Below are 17,137 nucleotides of genomic sequence, written 5' to 3'. Positions count from 1 at the left end.
TTCCGCAGGGCATTATTCCAAAGTATCGCATTTTCCGAATTTGGTGTGGCGCTGCGCGTGAGAATGCTGGACGAATTGTTGTGTTCTGTCGCTTCCAAGCGACCATCTCAGGCTGTTCATTGCGTAAAAATCATGCTCACTGGTATGCTGAAGGCGCGGCAAGGTGCGTCCCGTGGCCCTCGCGCGCCACGTCTGCGGCAGTTATTTCAAGAGAATTAAATGAGATTTCGGCAACTTTGTGCTGGCCTTGCGATCCTGTCGTGCAGTGTGTCGTCCATGACCGCGGCGGCGGCGCCGGCCGCGCCCTACCTGTCGATCACCACCGAGAGCTCGGCCCCGTCGAGCATGCTCGAGGACGGGCGCGTGGTCGGCATTGCCACCGACAAGATCCGGGTTGTCATGGAACGTGCCGGGGTCACCCACGACATCACGCTGCTGCCCTGGAAGCGCGCGTACGCGGCCGCACTGCAGCAGGCCAACGGCTGCGTGTACTCCGCCACCCGCACGCCGGAACGGGAAGCCCTGTTCAAGTGGATCGGGCCGACCGACGAGGCGCAGTGGGTCCTGATGGGGCGCGCCGACCGGGCCTGGCGCATCACGAGCCTGGAAGACGCGCGCGGCCTGCGCATCGGCACCTATGCCGGCGACGCCCGCGACACCTATCTGCGCAGCCGGGGCCATATCGTCGATACGTCGCCCCATGACATGCTCAATCCGCCCAAGCTGCTGCAGGGCCGCATCGACCTGTGGGCCGCCAGCTGGCGCGCGGGCAGCGACGTGCTGGTCAGGAATGGCTGGGACAAACAGATCGTGCCGGTGTTCGTGTTCAACCGGGTCGCCGTCTACCTGGCCTGCAACCGGGCCGTGCCCGACGCGCTGGTCAAGCGCCTGAATGCGGAGTTTGAAACGATCGAGCGTGATGGCACGGCAAGTGCCATCGAGCGACGCTACGAACGGCGTGCCAGTTCACGGTGACAGGGCCTTTCGTTTTGATTTATAGTGCGTCATGATTGTCGTCAATCAAGCGAAATTGTCTTTCACGACGCTGTTGACGCTACTTTTTGCAGGTACACGATTTCACTAGGCAGCAATGGACACACTCGAGCAATTCGTCGAAAAATTCAAGAACGCGGTCGACTTCCAGGACGATGTCCACCTGACCGGCGACACCAATCTCAAGACGCTGGCCGAATGGGATTCGCTGGCGGCGCTGGGCGTGATCATCATGTTCGACATGGAGTACGACAAGGCCATCACCGGCAAGGACCTGGTCGGGTGCCAGCTCGTGAGCGACGTCTATCAACTGATCGGCTGATCTCATGGCCCAGGCGACCATCCGCAATGTCCGTTACGCCGGCATGGCGTCCTGCGTGCCACGGCGTGTCCTGTCCAACCTCCACGACTGCCCGCCGCAGATCAAGAGCGCGCGCGAACGGGTAGTGCGCAATATCGGCATCGAGACGCGCCGCATCTGTCCCGAATGGCAAACCTTTTCGGACCTGGCCTTCGATGCCACTGAGCGCCTGCTGGCCGAGCTGCAGTGGAACAAGGACGAGATCGACGCACTGATCGTCATCACCCAGTCGCCCGATTATCTGATTCCCGCCACCGCAATCATCCTGCAGGACCGCCTGGGCCTCAAGCCCGGCACGATCGCCTTCGACATCAATCTGGGCTGTTCGGCCTACGCCTTCGGCCTGCACGTACTGGGTGCGATGATGGCCTCGGGCGGCATCAAGAAGGCGCTGCTGCTGGTGGGCGACAGGGCCGCCACCGTGGTCGAGCCGCTGTTCTCCGACGCGGGCACCGCCACCGCACTCGAATACGATCCGGCTGCGCCGCCGATGTACTTCGACCTCAATAGCGACGGCAGCGGTTACCGCGCCATCATGCTGCCAGCGGGCGGGCATCGCGAACCGATCGGCCTGCAGCACCTGGTGCCGTACAAGGACGAGGACGGGATCCTGCGCAGTCCGGCCGCACTGGTGCTCGACGGCCCGGCGGTGCTGAGCTTCTCGACACAGCGCGTGCCGCCCGCCGTGCGCGATCTGCTGGCGTATGCGGACTGCCCGATCGAGGCTGTCGACTACTTCATCTTCCACCAGGCCAACCGGATGATCAACGACACCATCCGCAAGAAGCTTGGCCTGCCGGTCGAGAAGGTGCCATCGACGCTGCACGACTTCGGCAATACCAGCGGGGCCTCGATCCCCGTGACGATGACGGCGCGCATCCGCGACGCACTCCAGAGCGGCAAGCACAAGGTGTTGATGTCGGGCTTTGGCATCGGCCTGTCGTGGGGCAGCTGCATCGTCGACATCGACCGCGCGGTGTTCCCGGCGCTGGTCGAATCATGAATGCATCGCCGTTCAGCCTCGCGGGCCGGACGATCCTGATCACCGGCGCGTCGTCGGGCATCGGCGAAGCCACGGCCCGCCTGTGTGCAGGCATGGGCGCGCGCATTCTCGCCTGCGGCCGGGATCACGAGCGCCTGGCACGCGTCGTGGGTGGCCTGGCCGGCGCAGACCACCAGGCCATCATCGGCGACCTGACCGATCCGGCCGCGCGCCAGGCGCTCGTCGATGCTGCGCCCAGCCTGGACGGCTGCGTGTTCAGCGCTGGCGCCGCGCAGCTCGCGCCGATGCGCATGGTGACCCAGCGCCACCTCGACCAGCTGTTTGCCGTGAACTACGACGCGCCCGTGCTGCTCACGCAGGCCTTGCTGGCCAGGCGCAAGGTCGCCGCCAATGCATCGCTCGTGTACGTGACGGCGGTGGCCGAACACGTCGCGCCGCACGCCACCGGCATCTATTCAGGCGCCAAGGCAGCGCTGACCGCCACCGTGCGCACGATCGCGGTCGAACACGCAAAGCAGGGCATACGCGCCAACTGCGTCTCGCCCGGCTACGTCGCCACGCCGATGCTCGATGGCCTGCAGAATGTGATGAGAACGGACGACAAGGCAGCCCTTGCACCACTGGGCATGATCGAACCGGGCGACGTGGCAGGCGCCATCGCCTGGCTGCTGGCGCCTGCCAGCCGCTGGGTATCACGAACTTCCCTGGTCATCGATTCTGGCCTGACCCTGCACGTGCGATGAACGACGAAACTACATTCCAGCATCCGTTCCACCTGCGCGGCAAGACCGTGCTGGTTACCGGCGCATCCAGCGGCATCGGGCGCGCCGTCGCCGTCGAATGCGCCCGCGCCGGCGCACGTGTCGTCATCAACGGCCGCGATGCATCGCGACTTGGCGATACGCTCGCCCTGCTCAATGCGGGGCTTGATCACGTGGCCTGCGTGGCCGACCTGACCGATCCGCCGCAGATGGCGCGGCTGGTGGCTGCATGCGGTGAGCTCGACGGCGTCGTGCATGCGGCAGGCGTGCATGGCGTGACGCCACTGCGCATGCTGCGCCAGAGTTTCATGCAGACGGTGCTCGATGCGAATTTTCTCGCGCCGCTGATGCTCACCCAGCAGCTGCTGGCCAAAAAAACGCTGCGCAACGGCGCCTCGCTCGTGTTCATGTCGTCGATCGCGGCGCACACCGGTACCGTCGGTGTGGGCCCGTATTCGGCGTCCAAGGCGGCGCTCGAAGGCATGATCCGCCCGCTGGCGCTGGAAATCGCGCCGCGCGCCATGCGCGCCAACGCCATCGCACCTGGTCTGGTCGATACGCCGCTCGTCAACGACGACCGCGCCTGGCTCGACGAAAAAGCCAAAATGTACCCACTGGGCCTGGGCAAGCCCGAAGACGTCGCGTACGCGGCCATCTACCTGCTGGCCGATATCAGCCGCAAGGTGACGGGCACGCAGCTGCACCTGGACGGAGGCATTCCATGGACGTGACGCCCCGCCTGAAGGAAGCATTGATCATCAGCGCCGGCGGCTTTGGCCGCAGCGTCTACAACATCATGCAAAGCGATATTGCCAATGGCGTCGACTGGGCCGTCACCGGCTTTCTCGACAGCCGCAGCGACCTGGCGGCCAGCACGCCGCTGCCAGTGCTGGGCGACCCGCTGACCTGGCAGGCGAGTCCGCACGAAGAATTTCTCTGCGCGCTGGGCCAGCCGGCGCAGCGCCGCCGTTTTGCCGCGCCGCTGCTGGCGCAGGGCGCAACCTTCATGAGCCTGCGTACCGGCCTGCACAAGGCGATCGGCGTCGAGATGGGCGCCGGCTGCCTGTTCGAACCCGAGGTTCGCATGGGCGTGGACACGCGCCTGGGCGACTTCGTGTTCGTCCAGTCGACCAGCGTGATCGGCTACGAAGTGCAGATCGGCGACTACACGACGATCGGCAGTTTCGTGTTCGTCGGCGGTGGCGCGCGGATCGGCAGCGACGTGATCATCCACCCGCATGCGACCATCCTGCCGCGCGTGACGGTGGGCGATGGCGCGATCATCGGCGCCGGCGCCGTCGTCATGGCCGACGTGCCGCCGGGCGTGACGATGATCGGCAATCCGGCCAAGATCTTCAGGTTCAGGTAATGCGTTCACGCATGCCGCCGCAGGCGTACATCGACGAGGCCTGGTTCGCGCGCGAACGCGAACTGCTGTTCAAGCCGTTATGGCAGTTCGTGGGCCTGAAGGTCATGCTGGACAAGCACAACGCGTTCATCACGCGCACGCTGTTTGGCATCCCCGTCGTGGTCCAGAACTTTCATGGCGAACTGCGCGCATTTGAAAACATCTGCCCGCACCGGCAAAATCCGATCCAGGTCGCGCCGCATGGCGTGCGGCCGCTGTTTTGCGGCTACCACGGCTGGAGTTTTGATCGCGAGGGCGCCACGCGCATCCCGCACGAGGACGCGTTGTACCGCTTCCCGCAGGAAGAGCGGGCCTGCATCCACTTGCGCCGCTTTGCGCTGGAAGTCGTCGGCAACCTGGTGTTCGTGTGCCTGGCCGAGACGCCACTGCCGATCAAGCAGCAGTTCGGTGCGGCGATGCTCGCGTCGCTCACGGCCTCGTCGCTGGCCTACGACAGCGAAGTGATCATGACGACCTACGAGGGCCACTTCAACTGGAAGCTGGCCTACGAAAACCTGCGCGACGGCCACCACCCGCGCTACCTGCATGCGCGCTCGCTGTACCAGGACGTCAAGTTCGAGGCCAGCATCAGCGAAGAGGGCGTGGCGGGCCTGCGCCGCCTGCAGCAGGCCGGCATTGGCGAGCGTACCCGCGCGCTGGGCCTGATGCGCAGCTTCAGCGGCGGCGGGCGCGATGCGCCGATGGCGGCGCCTCCGGACGAGCCGTACCACGCCCACGTCGAGCGCTACCGCGACCAGGACTGGTACTACAACTGGCTGGCGTTCCCGAACCTGCACATCGCGTCGGCCAATGGCGGCCATGCGTTCATCATCGAGCACCACATCCCGGTGGCGGCCGGGCGCACCGACCTGGTGGTGTATTACCTGACGGCGAAGAAGAAGCAGCCGTATGCGTCGTCGGCTGCGGTTTTGCATGCGCACATGATGGGCGCCGATGTTGTCATGCGCGAAGATATCGAGGTGATGGAACAGATCCAGCGCACGCTGCATCCGGACGCGCGCCCACCGCACCTGGGCGATTACGAATTCATCAACGCCAGCCTGGAGCTCTGGTACCTGGACCTGATGGAGGGGAAATTTGCCTTGTAAGCACGTGATCGGTCATGGGCCGGAACTGGCGCGCGCGCTGGCCGCGTGGCGCTCTGTTGCATTGTCGTCGGCGCCAGCCGCGGCGCTGGAGCTGCGGCCGCTGGAACTCGACCCGGCAGCCAGCCAGGCCGCGCTGGCGGCAGCGCTGGACGGTCTTGAAGGGCTCGACGACGAGGGCGCCAGCGCCTTCATCGCGCTCGACGCACGCTTCCTGAACGGCATGCGCCTGGACCTGATGGCAAGCCTGCGGTTGCGCGGCATCGCCATGCCGGCGCTGGTCGAACCGGGCGCCCTGGTGGCCGCCGGTGTGCGGATGGACGACAACTGCTGGATCGGCGCCGGCGCAATCATCCAGCATGGCAGCCGGATCGGTTTCAACACCGTGATCGGCGCCGGCGCCATCGTCGGCAGCGGCGTCACGGTCGGGCACTCGGCCTGGATCGACGAGGGCGTGGTGATCGGGCGCGGTGCGCGCATCGGCGCCCAGGTCACGCTCGGCCTGGGCGTGATCGTCGGTCATGGCCGCCAGATCGGCAAGCTGTGCATCGTCGACAAGGCGGGGCGCATCGAGCAGGACATCGCCGCCAGGACGTTCCTCCATGCGACCCACGCCCAGCCGATCGTGATCATCGGCGCCTAGCTGAAGTCCTGACGGTCCGAGAACAGCAGCTGGGTGTCGTACAGGCTCGATGAGTAGTGGCGCAGCGCCACGTGCTGGTAGCGGGCGATGTCATCCATCGTGGCCAGCAGCGCCGGAATATCCTTCGCATAGTGGTAGGCCGAGATGGTCATGTCCGGCTTGCAGGCGGCGATCGTGCGCGCGCCGCCCTCGAGCACCTGTGCTTCCCAGCCTTCGACATCGATCTTCATGACCGTGGCTTCATCGACGACGCTGTCGACGGTCATGATCTTCATCGTGGTTTTGATGCCACCGCCGGCGAAGTTGCTGCCGAAACGGTTGTCCGGGTTTTCGTAGAAATCGACCTCGCCATCTTCTGCGCCCAGGCCAGCGAAATATGGGTGCACGTCAGGCAGGTGCGCGGCCAGGTTGCGCAGCGCCGCGAAGTTGGTGGCGTCGGGCTCGAACGCATGCACCGCGCGGTACTGGCCGCGCGCGATGTGGAAGAAGTGGGATACCGTGTCGCCGTGCGCCGCCCCGGCATCGATGAAGATGTCGTTTGTGCCGACCTTCAGCCCCGCCTGGGTGGAAAAGCTGTTCATGAATTCAGCGAGCGGGAACGCCGCTTCGATCAGCGGGCGGCGATCGAGCGTCAGAAAGGCGCGCAGGCGCGCCAGCAGCGTGGTGCGCGACCAGTCGTCGCTGAAACGCCCGGCCAGCGCGATGAACTGGGGCAGGTTGGCTACCACGTGCTCGCGCTCCTCGCGCACGGTCTGGTAGGTGTGGACGTTATCCAGCTGGTGCATCGCGTACAGGCAGTCGCGCACCGGCACGCCCTGCGCCGCGATCTTCGCGCCGACCTGCTTGCCGGTCAGGTTGTCGTTGAAATCGATGACGACGATGCGTTTGCTGGCCGCGCGCGCGACCAGGTCGGCGATCTCGATGAATCCCCAGTTGACCCGCAGCGGCAACTGCTGCGCGATGCGGGTGCGCTTTTCGGGCGAGACCGAGAACACGGCGATGCCGGCAAAATTGGCCAGCGACCTGGCGATGGTGTTGGCGCGCAGCGCAAAGCTGCCGGTATGGTCGCCCAGGAAGTAGACCTCGTCGAACGCATGCAGGTCGTCGAAGGCGGTATCGGCGTGGCTGGCGAGCGCGTTGAAATCGGCAAGCGTCGCATGGTGAAATGGCTGGATGGTCATGGTGTGTCCTGTGGTTCGTCAGGATGACGCGAGCAGGCCGACGATGCGCTCGACGTCCTGCGCTGCGAGGGCCGGATAGATGGGAAGGCAGATGACCTGATTTGCGATCACGTTGGCGTGGGGCAGATTTGCAGGCGCTGCGGATGGCATGGCGCGGTACATCGGAAAGTGACTGATCAGGGGGTAGAAATACCGGCGCGCGTGGATGCCTGCGTCGTGCAGCTTCTGGTGCAGCGCATCGCGGCTGAGAGGGTAGTTGTCGCGCACCAGCACCGCGAAGTAGCTGTTGTTGGCGTCGTCACCGAGTTCGGGCATCGGATCGATGCCGGGAACCGCCGCCAGCAGGCGCCGATAGTGCTTGGCGATCTGGCGGCGCTGCGCGAGCGCGGCGTCGATGCTGCGCAGTTGCAGCAGGCCGAAGGCGGCGCTCACCTCGTTCATCTTGCCGTTGATGCCGGCCGCCACGACCGTCTGCTCGTCCTGAATGCCGAAGTTCTTGAGCAGGTCGATGTGACGCTTGGTGGCGGCGTCGTGGCAGATGATCGCGCCACCTTCGAAGGTATTGAAGACCTTGGTCGCATGAAAACTCAGCACCGACAGGTCGCCGTGGCGCAGGATGCTGGCGCCATTCTGGCGCACGCCAAACGCATGGGCCGCGTCGTAGATGACCTTCAGGCCGTGCTTGCGGGCGATGCGCTCGATGGCCGCCACGTCGCACGGGATGCCGTAGCAGTGCACCGGCATGATGGCCGTGGTACGCGGCGTGATCGCCGCTTCGATGCGGGCCGGATCGAGGTTGAACGTGACCGGGTCGATGTCGGCAAAGACCGGCTGCAGGCCGTTCCACAGCAGTGCGTGGCTGGTGGCGACGAACGAATACGGCGTGGTGATTACCTCGCCCTCGATACCCAGCGCCTGCAAGGCCGTCATCAGGGCCAGCGTGCCATTGGCGAACAGCGAGATATGCGCGACGCTCAGGTAATCGCACAGCGCCGCCTCGAGCTGCTGGTGGAACTGGCCGCCATTGGTCAGGAATTTGCTCTCCCAGATCTGCTCGAGGTAGGGAATGAAATCGTCCAGCGGCGGCAGGTGCGGCTGGGTGACGCGGATCGGGGTTGCGGCCGGCACCGGCACCGGGACCGGCACATCATCGGTTTGCTGAGGCAGCGTTTGGTGTGGCTCGTGCTGCGGCTTGCGCTTTGGCGGCATCGGCACGTCGAAGCTGGTAGCCGGCTCGCCTGCGCACCAGCGCCGCCAGATCAGCCGCAACGCGTGCTCGACGCTGTCGGCGATCCGGTTCATGGGACCGGACGTGGTGGGCGGGAAGCGGTCGCGCATGCCGGCGCGCAGCGCGGCCAGTGCGGGCAGGTCGCTGCACGCGGCCGCGCCCTGTGCGGCAAAGGCGGCGGCGTCGTGCGCGATGAACTGGGGCAGTGCATTGTGTTCGAGGATGCAGGCCGTCTGGCGGCCGGCGGCGGTTTCGCCCGCGAGCGTCAGCGTCGGCACGCCCATCCACATCGCGTGCAGCGTTGTCGTGCCGCCCGAGTACGGGAAGGTATCGAGGCAGATGTCGACCTCGTTGTGCAGGGCCAGATAATCGTGCATGCCGGTGCGGCCATGAAAGCACAGGCGCTCCGGCGCGATGCCTTCTTCGGCGAACCATGCCAGCAGGCTCTCGTGACCGTGCTGGGGCAGACCGGCCACGAGCAGCCGCGCAGTGGGTACGGCGCGCAGCAAGCCGGCCCAGGCCGCGACGACTTCGCGGCTGATCTTGCTAAGGCGATTGAAGCTGCCGAACGTGACGTACCCATTGACCAGCGCCGGGGGCGCGACGACGTCGGGCGCGTCGGCGGCCGGCTGGAACGGCGCCGAGACGGGCAAGCGCAGGAGCTTTTCGGTAAACAGGTGGTCGTACTGGCCGGCCGGCAGGATGAAGCGATCGGTCAGGTAGTAATCCATCGCCGCCAGCCCCGTGGTGCCCGGATAGCCGATCCAGGTCGCCTGCAGTGGCGCAGGCTTGCGCGCAAAAACCGGCAGCCGGTTGTGGGCGGTGTGGCCGGCCAGGTCGATCAGGATATCGATGCCATCGGCGACGATCTGCGCGTCCAGCGCAGTGTCGTCCAGGCCGGCCACGTCGCGCCACTGCGCCATGTGGCTGCGCAAGCGCGCGGTGACCGCATCGTGCACCGGATAGTTGTAATAGGCGTATAGCGCCAGGCCGGGCCGGTCCGCCAGGCGCGCCAGCAGCGGTTCGATGAACGCGGCCACCGCATGGTTGCGCAGGTCGCCCGAGACGAGGCCGACGCGCAGGGGGCGCTCGGGGTCCGGCGTGTTGGCCCAGGTGGTGCGCGACGCGCCGATGCGCGCTTCGAGCTGCTGTCCGAACGCGCGGTGCGCAGCAAACAGGGCATCGGGACCGATGCTGCTCACCTGGCTCATGCAGAACAGCATATTGCTGTGCGCATCGGTGTTGTGCGGATCGCGCGCCAGCACGCTGCGGTAAGCAGCGACCGCTTCGAGCGCGCGGCTCTGGTGCTGCAGGATCATCGCGAGCGTATTGCCGGCCTGCGCATGGCCCGGATCGAGCGCGAGCGCGGTGCTGGCGCTGGCATGCGCTTCGTTCAAGCGCCCGGCGTCGAGCAGGGTGAGCGCCATGTGGTTGTGGGCGTGGGCATCGTCGGCCCGCAACGCGACGGCGCGTTCGAGCACGGCCTGCGCGTCGGCCAGCCGGCCTGCGCTCCGCAGCAGCAAGCCCAGGTTGCTCAGCGCCTCGGCGTCGTCCGGCGCGTACTGCACGGCGACCTCCATCGACTCGAGGGCCTGCTGCAGATTGCCCTGCAGATGATGGATGCCGCCCAGCAGCTTGTAGCCAAATGGATGCTGTGGAAACTGCTCGGTCAGAAACTGCGCCGCATAGCCGGCTTCGTCCAGGCGCCCGGATGCGAACAGCGCGGTGGCAGCGTCGATGGTGTCGGGGTCTGGCGTGCCGGTCGTCGCCAGTTGCTGTTCGAACGCATCGACCTCTGGCCCGGCCAGGCCATGGCTGCGCCCCAGGGCGATCAAGTCGGTCGCCGTGGCGAACTGGCGCGCGGCGATCAGCGCCTCAATGTACGCGAGCCAGTAACGGCCTTCGTCCGTGGCGCCCTGCAGGGCCTCGGTCAGGTGCGGGATCGCGGTGGCCAGGTCGCCTGCGTGGCGCGCCAGCATGCCAAGGCCAAAGTGGGCATCGGGATAGCCGGGAGCAAGGTCGAGCACGGCGCGGTACAGCGCCTCGGCCTGCGCCGGCTGGCCGGCTGCGGTTTCGTGTGCGGCGGCCTGCAATGCTTCATCGACGATGTGCCGGACCGCGTCGCTGAGGGGAGTGTGCTGTTGTTCCATGGATGCGGGCGGCGGCCTTTGCGTATCGGGAGAGCGTACAGGAAGTACGGATATGACGACCGGCGCGGGGTAGTAGAGAGCGCAGGCAGGATTGTTCTACAGCATCATTCGACACAATAGATCATGGGCTTGCCAGGGTCAAGAATCGGCCACGTGCCGCTACTGCTGGAGCGCAGCTTGTACACATGATAAGCTGGTTCATTCTGCAAAAAAGGTGAGTTCATGAGCGGGTTGGTGAAGACAGGGATTGTGGGGCTGGACGAGATCTTGCACGGTGGTATCCCACGCAATAACAACCTGCTCGTCGAAGGGCCGCCCGGTGCGGGCAAGACGACGCTGGGACTGGGCTTCATCTACCGCGGCGCCGTCGACTTCGACGAGCCGGGCGCCATCGTCTCGTTCGAGCTCGACCCGGCCAAGCTGCTGCGCGACGCCGCCGGCTTCGACTGGGATCTGCAGGGCATGATCGACCAGGGCAGGATCAAGATCATCCAGACCAGTCCGGCAGTGTTGATGAGCGAATTTCGCAGCAGCGACGGGGCATTTTCGGCGGCGCTGCTGGCGATGGGCGCCAGGCGCCTGCTGATCGACGGCCTGACGCCACTGCGCCTGTACGCAGAAGGCAACGACATCCCGTTCCGCGAAGACGTGCACCTGCTGATCGAAGGCCTCACGCGCCTGGGCGTGACGACGATGGTCACGGCCGAAAAGGACGCGTCGCTCGGCGGCGTGCTGGCCCATGAACGCTTCGTGTTCGACACGATCATCTCGCTCACGCTCGAAGAAGCGCGCCGCCGCGTGCATCGCCGCCTGACGGTGGCCAAGTCGCGCGGCCAGGATTTCATCGGCGGCAGCCACACCATGCGCATCGAGGCGCATCAGGGCGTGCACGTGTACCGCCGCGCCCAGTCGCGCCCGGTGATCTCGCCCGACCAGCCGACCTCGGAAGAACGCCTGTCGACCGGCTCGCCCGCGATCGACAAGATGATGGACGGCGGTATCTACAAGGGCTCGGTGACGCTGGTCAGCGGCATTTCCGGCACCGGCAAGACGGTGCTCAGCGTGCAGTTCCTGAGCGACGCGATCAAGAACGGCCACAAGGCGCTCTTGGTAAGCCTGGACGAACACGCACGCCAGCTGATGCGCAACGCCAAGCCCCTCGGCTTTGATCTGCAGGCGCTGGTCGATGCGGGCGACCTGTTCATCCATTACGAGTCGCCGCTCGAACTCGAGCTGGACGTGCACTTCGACCGCATCATCAAGCTGGTGGAAAAGGAAGGCATCGACTGCGTGGTGTTCGATTCGATCGCCGTGTATGAAATGACCAGCCGCAGTGAAGTAGCCGATTACCTGTACGCGCTGGCGAGCTTCTTCAAGAACCGGCTGGCCACGACGCTGTTCAACTACGAAAGCCCGGAACTGCTGGGCGTGTCGCAGATCAGCGAAGAGCTCAAGGGCTCGCACCTGGTCGACAACATCATCCTGCTCAACTACGTCGAAATCTCCACCGTGCTGCGGCGTGCGCTGGCGGTACCGAAAGTGCGCGGCAGCCGCAACCTGCAAGTCACGCGCGAATACACGATCGGCGTGGGCGGCCTGAGTCTGTTGGACGAAAGCGACAACAATACCCAGGCTGTACCGCAGTTGCCGTTCTCGTCGTATTACGGCCTGTTGTCGCGGTCCCCATCGCGCCAGAGCCCGATCATCGAGGAGGCCGTCGCCCATGGCGAGCCCATGCCCGAGTCGACGCACCAACCGGCTGAAACGAACCGGTGATCACCGTCGACCTGCCCGACAAGCCACCCATCGACTGGGACGACTGGCGCGCGCCGCTGCGCCAGTACACTGAGGCGACCGGGCTGGTGACGTCCGTCTACGATGCGACCGGCGTGCGCCGCATCGGTCCGCTGACCGGCTCGCGCATGTCGACCTTCCTCGCCGAGCAGTCGACGTTGTGGGCCGAGGATGGCCCCGGTACTGCGCTCGAGCGCAGCCTGGCGCGCGACGTCTGCCAGCAGGGCGCACCGGGCGCCAGCGAATTCAGCGAAGGCTTCTGCGTGCGCGCGTTGCCGCTGCTCTTGCATGGCGACGTGTATGGCGTGCTGGTGTTCGGCTGGCGCTTTGCCGATTTCAGCTCGCCCCTGGCCTGCGAGCGCATCGGCCGACAGATCGGCGTGTCGGGCCATCTGCTGTGGAGCGAGGTGCGGCTCGACGCGCCCGTATCGGCGCAGCGCATGGCCACCTATGAAACCCTGCTGCTTACGCTCTCGAGCACGCTCGACCGCCAGCGCGAAACGATCGATGATCTGACGCGCGTGAACCGCACACGCGAGCTGTTCCTGGCAACCGTCTCGCATGAGATGCGCACGCCGCTGTCGGCGCTGTCGATGCGCATCGAGCTGATGCTGCGCACGATTCCCGACCTGCCGGAAAAGGCCGTCAGCGGCCTGGAATCGATGCGCGTGCACGTGCGCCAGGAAGCCGGCATGGTCGACGATTTGATCGACGCGGCGCGCACGCTGACCGGGCAGATGTCCATCGTGCGCAAGCCGATCGTGCTGGGGCAAGTGCTGCGCGAAGCCATCGCCACGGTGGAGCCGCACGCGCATGCCAAGCAGATACTGATGCAGGTGACGCCCGCCGATTATGGCGCGGACATCCGCTTCGAGGCCGATGGGCAGCGGCTGCAGCAGGTGTGCTGGAACTTGCTGTTCAATGCGGTCAAGTTCACGCCGGTCGGCGGGGTGATCCGCATCGGCATCCGGCGCAGCGAGGGATGGGTCGAGATCGATATCGCCGATTCGGGGCAGGGTATCGAAGCGGACGATCTGCCGCACGTGTTTGGCGCGTTCAAGCTGCAGCAGCATGACAATGCCACCGGGCTGGGATTGGGGCTGTATATTGCGCGGCGCATCGTCGAGCTGCATGAGGGCACGCTCAGTGTCAGCAGTGAAGGGCGGGGACGGGGAGCGACCTTTGCGATTCGGCTGCCTGTGGAGGGCGCAGCATCGGTCGCGCCTGTGGATCCGGCCGGCAGATAGCAAAAAACCCGCGCATCCTGGGAGGATGACGAGTTTTTGGTGTGGTACGAATGCAGGCGGCTTACTGCCGTTCTGGCATATTGCGCCGCTTGATCAACCACGCGACTGTGCGAAGGTCAGGCCCGCAGCACGCATGCCGCTTGCCTGACAATGCAGCAGGCGATCGTTATGCCTTGATCGCTTTCTTGCGACGGCTCAGACCCAGACCTGCGATACCCAGGCCCAGCAGAGCGATCGACGCAGGCTCAGGCACTTCCGTCGTGACATTGGAGAACACGAAGCTGATGTCGTTGTAGTTGAAGTCGCCACCACGTGGCTTGTCTTCGAATGCAACATACGTACCGGCGCTCAGACGGTCATCGCCCGCGTAATACGACGAATAGACGTGGTTGGTCAGATCGCTGTTCAGATTCGTTTGCGAGTACCAAGGGCCGATGTTGCCTGGCTTGATATTCGACAACACAAAGACCAGGACGTCGCCAGCAACAACGTTACCGAAGTTGAAGGCCTGACCATATGCCGAGGTCTTGTTGTTCAAGCCGAACAGGCCGGTAGCGACGCCATTGACCATCATGCCGACTTCGTTCTCATAGTCAGCTTTGGAACCAGCAAAATAGCCGGTCAGATTGCCGGTCGTTGCTGCAGTGAAGCTGTACGTCGCAGTGTTCTGCGTGCCGACTTGCGAATACAAGATCGGCGCAGCCTGAACGGCGCCACTCATTGCCATCACGCCAGCCACTGCCAGTGTCATAAAAATGCTTTTCATTACTATTCCTTAAAATATTGGTTTGTCTCCTTAACTAAGCAATAACTAGGCCAATGTGAGAATTGGTGAGAAATCAATGACTTATGAGTACCGCTTTGATTGTGATCAAGGGTAGTGTAATTATCTTCGACAAATTTGACGTGATGACGCGTAGGGATCGTAGCCCGGAGGCAACGAAGTGCGCCTGGATAGGAAGCTGGGGAAGCTGGGGTCAGGTCTGACATTCGGACACGGCCTCAGCTTTGCACGAGTCAAGTCAGCACCTGGCTTTAGATTTGGCACAACGAGCATAGGAGCTGGGGTCAGGTCTGACATTCGGACACGGCCTCAGCTTTGCACGAGTCAAGTCAGCACCTGGGTTTAGATTTGGGACAACGAGCACATGCTCAATGTCGGTAGTGCAGGAAGGAATAGATCGATGTTGACGATCAGGCCACCTGCGAAGGTGCTGGACAGTCAACCTTGATGATGCTGAGGGGGGATAGCAAAAAACCCGCACTTCCTTAAAAAGGTAACGGGTTTTAGCGTGATACGACTAAGTGCTGCGAGTAGGTGGTGCCTCCGGCCGGAATCGCCTAACCAATGAAATCAATATGTTAGACGCGCAATGCGTAATTAATGAGTAACTGTGTTGGTCTGTAGATGAGTAGAGCTATCGTAAGTGATTTCCTAAATTGATTACTAACCAGCCTCAACTTATGCCACGAAGGTAAGTGTTAATTTCCTTAACGTAATTGCGTGCAGCTGTGAACTCTATATCCGTTGCCAGGTTTCTCTGCGTTACCGCTGCTTCAACCCATCGAGGACCGTGTCCAGCAATCGAACGGCAGAAGCCCTCCATCTCCCCATTAGGAGCAACAAAGATTCCTAACTTTTTCAGCTTACCAAGTAGGCGATTCGCAGCTACTGTGGGTTCGCCAGGTGGAATTGCTGCAATACCACTATCTTTAGCATAGCTCCACGCGGATGCACTTTTAGTCAACTTCTCAATAGCCTTCAAAGTTGCCTTTGGAACTACCGTGCCCGTTGCGTAAGTTTGTAATTCCTTTGTAATCTTTTCTCGAAAGCTGTCACCATCTGTGAACATCTTATTTTCTTCCACAGCTTTCTTGACAATCTTCCAGTCCGCATCGACGTTGTTCCATTCCCCTCCATGTGCTTCGACAATTCGCTTCAATGGCTGCTCATTATTGAGTACGTCAAAGTCGGTAAGGGTAGCGACAGGAACTTGAAGTGCATATAAGGCTTTAATAACTACCGGCAAACGATCCTTTCCTCCAGTATACGAGTAATGAATGTCTGGCCGATCTTCGTCACTGACAGAAGCAACAGAAAGTGCTTCATAAAACCGACAATCAGCATCTGCTTCTGTGAGGATTACGCCATCGTGAAATAGCCCGTCAAGGACGTTGCTAAATCGTAGAATAGGATCGCGCCAGAGCTCGGTCACTTGTGACGCTTCTAGATGATGGGCGCGTGTCTCACCCGATGGGCGCATTAACCTTACTACGCTGAGCCTAGCAGTGTCGTCAGAAAGTAACCCTCTTAGCACATCGCTACTGTGTGTCGCGATGATTGTCTGCCGCTCTGTGGATTCGTTCAGAATGCTTCGTGCAAGCAGCCGAGCTTGTGGTGGCGGAAGAAACGCTTCTGGCTCGTCGATCAGTTGGATTGGCCGACTTTCAGTGATTACCCGACTTACAATAGATGTAAAGCTACGAATGCCATCACCCTGCAGTTCAATTTTGTCGAGAGCTTCGACTCGCTTGAGATAGCTTAATGAGATTCTATCTTCCCCATCTTCAACTTGAGGGCTGCTTCCGACATAAACCGGGATAATGTTGCCCGCTCCTCTATGCACAACCAAGTCGCGTTTAAAGGCTTTTCGAAAGATTTCTGAAGTTCTCTTTTCTAGACTCTCATCCCGATACATTTTTTGAAAAGGATGAGTTAGAGCTTGCGAGACCCTAATATCACCAGATGGCTGTGGGTCACAATCTGCTAAGCGTGATCTGGTTGTTAGTTCACATAGGAGCTGACTAGAAAAATATGGACCCACGTCGGGGCCAGGACCCTCCCACCACCCTCCGAGATGAGATATGTGAAAACCGTACCCAGGGATCTGATAATTACCTTGTCCATCCAAATACGGGCCAAGCGCATTCTCAATTTGCTTAATTGTTGTCGTTTTTTGCAGTGAGATAGACTTGAGCGGTCCTGGGCCACTCGCCTGTCCTGTCAATTTATACCGGATTGCTGCAAGCACCGAGCTTTTCCCCGAATTGTTTGGACCTACGATGACAACTACACTGTTTTCTTTCATAGGAATAACTGTGTCATCAAAAAACTGTAGCAAACTCAAATGAGCCTTAATCATGTAGTCCCTATCAATAAATTATTATAATCAATAATAACTAGATTAAACTTTTACTTTAACAACGTAGATGGTGAGGAGGAATTTCCGTTTCAAATAATACGCGATGAGCAAATCGTTGG

At 62.5% G+C, this 17,137-nt stretch carries 14 protein-coding genes and 1 pseudogene; 10 read left to right on the top strand and 5 right to left on the bottom strand.

Going from position 1 to position 17,137, the window contains the following annotated elements; translation table 11 throughout:
* Window positions 1-276 precede the first annotated feature (276 nt).
* The 8 genes from AC56LH_RS17085 (at window position 277) to AC56LH_RS17050 (ending at window position 6,275) form a co-directional block, all read left to right on the top strand.
* The gene (locus tag AC56LH_RS17085; RefSeq protein ID WP_499647982.1) at window positions 277-975 is read left to right on the top strand and encodes a substrate-binding periplasmic protein; all 699 of its coding nucleotides are present in this window, start codon (window positions 277-279) and stop codon (window positions 973-975) included.
* Window positions 976-1,090: 115 nt separating this feature from the next.
* Complete coding sequence (locus tag AC56LH_RS17080; RefSeq protein WP_499647980.1) at window positions 1,091-1,315, top strand: acyl carrier protein; 225 nt, start codon at window positions 1,091-1,093, stop codon at window positions 1,313-1,315.
* Between the two features lie 4 nt (window positions 1,316-1,319).
* A complete protein-coding gene (locus tag AC56LH_RS17075; protein WP_499647978.1) occupies window positions 1,320-2,357 on the top strand; it encodes a ketoacyl-ACP synthase III in 1,038 nt (345 codons plus the stop codon).
* Window positions 2,354-3,100 carry an SDR family NAD(P)-dependent oxidoreductase gene (locus AC56LH_RS17070; protein ID WP_499647976.1) on the top strand — a complete coding sequence of 249 codons (747 nt, stop codon included), beginning with the start codon at window positions 2,354-2,356 and terminating at the stop codon, window positions 3,098-3,100. Before AC56LH_RS17075 ends, AC56LH_RS17070 begins: the two co-directional genes overlap by 4 nt.
* On the top strand, window positions 3,097-3,849 hold the full coding sequence (locus AC56LH_RS17065) for an SDR family NAD(P)-dependent oxidoreductase (RefSeq protein ID WP_499647974.1): 753 nt from the start codon (window positions 3,097-3,099) through the stop codon (window positions 3,847-3,849). The genes AC56LH_RS17070 and AC56LH_RS17065 overlap by 4 nt, the downstream gene beginning before the upstream one ends.
* A complete protein-coding gene (locus AC56LH_RS17060) occupies window positions 3,840-4,487 on the top strand; it encodes a PglD-related sugar-binding protein (RefSeq protein ID WP_499647972.1) in 648 nt (215 codons plus the stop codon). Before AC56LH_RS17065 ends, AC56LH_RS17060 begins: the two co-directional genes overlap by 10 nt.
* A complete protein-coding gene (locus tag AC56LH_RS17055) occupies window positions 4,487-5,635 on the top strand; it encodes an aromatic ring-hydroxylating oxygenase subunit alpha (RefSeq protein ID WP_499647970.1) in 1,149 nt (382 codons plus the stop codon). The genes AC56LH_RS17060 and AC56LH_RS17055 overlap by 1 nt, the downstream gene beginning before the upstream one ends.
* On the top strand, window positions 5,625-6,275 hold the full coding sequence (locus AC56LH_RS17050) for a hypothetical protein (RefSeq protein ID WP_499647968.1): 651 nt from the start codon (window positions 5,625-5,627) through the stop codon (window positions 6,273-6,275). Before AC56LH_RS17055 ends, AC56LH_RS17050 begins: the two co-directional genes overlap by 11 nt.
* On the opposite strand, the gene AC56LH_RS17045 is transcribed toward AC56LH_RS17050, so the two are convergent.
* The 3 genes and pseudogenes from AC56LH_RS17045 to AC56LH_RS17035 form a co-directional block, all read right to left on the bottom strand.
* Window positions 6,272-7,456: an FkbM family methyltransferase gene (locus AC56LH_RS17045; protein ID WP_499647966.1), complete on the bottom strand. Its 1,185-nt coding sequence runs from the start codon at window positions 7,454-7,456 to the stop codon at window positions 6,272-6,274. The genes AC56LH_RS17050 and AC56LH_RS17045 overlap by 4 nt on opposite strands.
* Before the next feature lie 18 nt (window positions 7,457-7,474).
* Window positions 7,475-8,602, bottom strand: coding sequence for a DegT/DnrJ/EryC1/StrS family aminotransferase (locus tag AC56LH_RS17040; RefSeq protein ID WP_499648507.1), 1,128 nt, complete (start codon window positions 8,600-8,602; stop codon window positions 7,475-7,477).
* A 201-nt stretch (window positions 8,603-8,803) separates the two neighbouring features.
* Window positions 8,804-10,834: pseudogene (locus tag AC56LH_RS17035) on the bottom strand (O-linked N-acetylglucosamine transferase, SPINDLY family protein); the annotation flags it as partial.
* A gap of 234 nt (window positions 10,835-11,068) precedes the next feature.
* Between AC56LH_RS17035 and AC56LH_RS17030 the strand changes: the two are divergent.
* Both AC56LH_RS17030 and AC56LH_RS17025 read left to right on the top strand, forming a co-directional pair.
* Entirely contained in the window at window positions 11,069-12,610 is a 1,542-nt protein-coding gene (locus tag AC56LH_RS17030; RefSeq protein WP_499647964.1) for an ATPase domain-containing protein, read from the top strand.
* Window positions 12,607-13,875 carry a sensor histidine kinase gene (locus AC56LH_RS17025; protein WP_499647962.1) on the top strand — a complete coding sequence of 423 codons (1,269 nt, stop codon included), beginning with the start codon at window positions 12,607-12,609 and terminating at the stop codon, window positions 13,873-13,875. Before AC56LH_RS17030 ends, AC56LH_RS17025 begins: the two co-directional genes overlap by 4 nt.
* A gap of 166 nt (window positions 13,876-14,041) precedes the next feature.
* On the opposite strand, the gene AC56LH_RS17020 is transcribed toward AC56LH_RS17025, so the two are convergent.
* Window positions 14,042-14,641, bottom strand: a complete 600-nt coding sequence (locus AC56LH_RS17020; protein ID WP_499647960.1) for a DUF4114 domain-containing protein — start codon at window positions 14,639-14,641, stop codon at window positions 14,042-14,044.
* 691 nt (window positions 14,642-15,332) lie between these two features.
* A complete protein-coding gene (locus tag AC56LH_RS17015; protein WP_499647958.1) occupies window positions 15,333-17,018 on the bottom strand; it encodes an ATP-dependent nuclease in 1,686 nt (561 codons plus the stop codon).
* Window positions 17,019-17,137 lie beyond the last annotated feature (119 nt).

This window comes from Telluria sp. LT1R51-2 (assembly GCF_059685775.1).
Note: the sequence above shows the minus strand (reverse complement) of the source record. Positions and strands in the feature narration are given on the sequence as shown.

What these genes read in the sequence shown, in the direction of transcription:
- AC56LH_RS17085 (WP_499647982.1), top strand. Translation starts at nt 277, where the DNA reads ATGACCGCGGCGGCGGCGCCGGCCGCGCCCTACCTGTCGATCACCACC.
- AC56LH_RS17080 (WP_499647980.1), top strand. Translation starts at nt 1,091, where the DNA reads ATGGACACACTCGAGCAATTCGTCGAAAAATTCAAGAACGCGGTCGAC.
- AC56LH_RS17075 (WP_499647978.1), top strand. Translation starts at nt 1,320, where the DNA reads ATGGCCCAGGCGACCATCCGCAATGTCCGTTACGCCGGCATGGCGTCC.
- AC56LH_RS17070 (WP_499647976.1), top strand. Translation starts at nt 2,354, where the DNA reads ATGAATGCATCGCCGTTCAGCCTCGCGGGCCGGACGATCCTGATCACC.
- AC56LH_RS17065 (WP_499647974.1), top strand. Translation starts at nt 3,097, where the DNA reads ATGAACGACGAAACTACATTCCAGCATCCGTTCCACCTGCGCGGCAAG.
- AC56LH_RS17060 (WP_499647972.1), top strand. Translation starts at nt 3,840, where the DNA reads ATGGACGTGACGCCCCGCCTGAAGGAAGCATTGATCATCAGCGCCGGC.
- AC56LH_RS17055 (WP_499647970.1), top strand. Translation starts at nt 4,487, where the DNA reads ATGCGTTCACGCATGCCGCCGCAGGCGTACATCGACGAGGCCTGGTTC.
- AC56LH_RS17045 (WP_499647966.1), bottom strand. Translation starts at nt 7,456, where the DNA reads ATGACCATCCAGCCATTTCACCATGCGACGCTTGCCGATTTCAACGCG.
- AC56LH_RS17020 (WP_499647960.1), bottom strand. Translation starts at nt 14,641, where the DNA reads ATGAAAAGCATTTTTATGACACTGGCAGTGGCTGGCGTGATGGCAATG.
- AC56LH_RS17015 (WP_499647958.1), bottom strand. Translation starts at nt 17,018, where the DNA reads ATGATTAAGGCTCATTTGAGTTTGCTACAGTTTTTTGATGACACAGTT.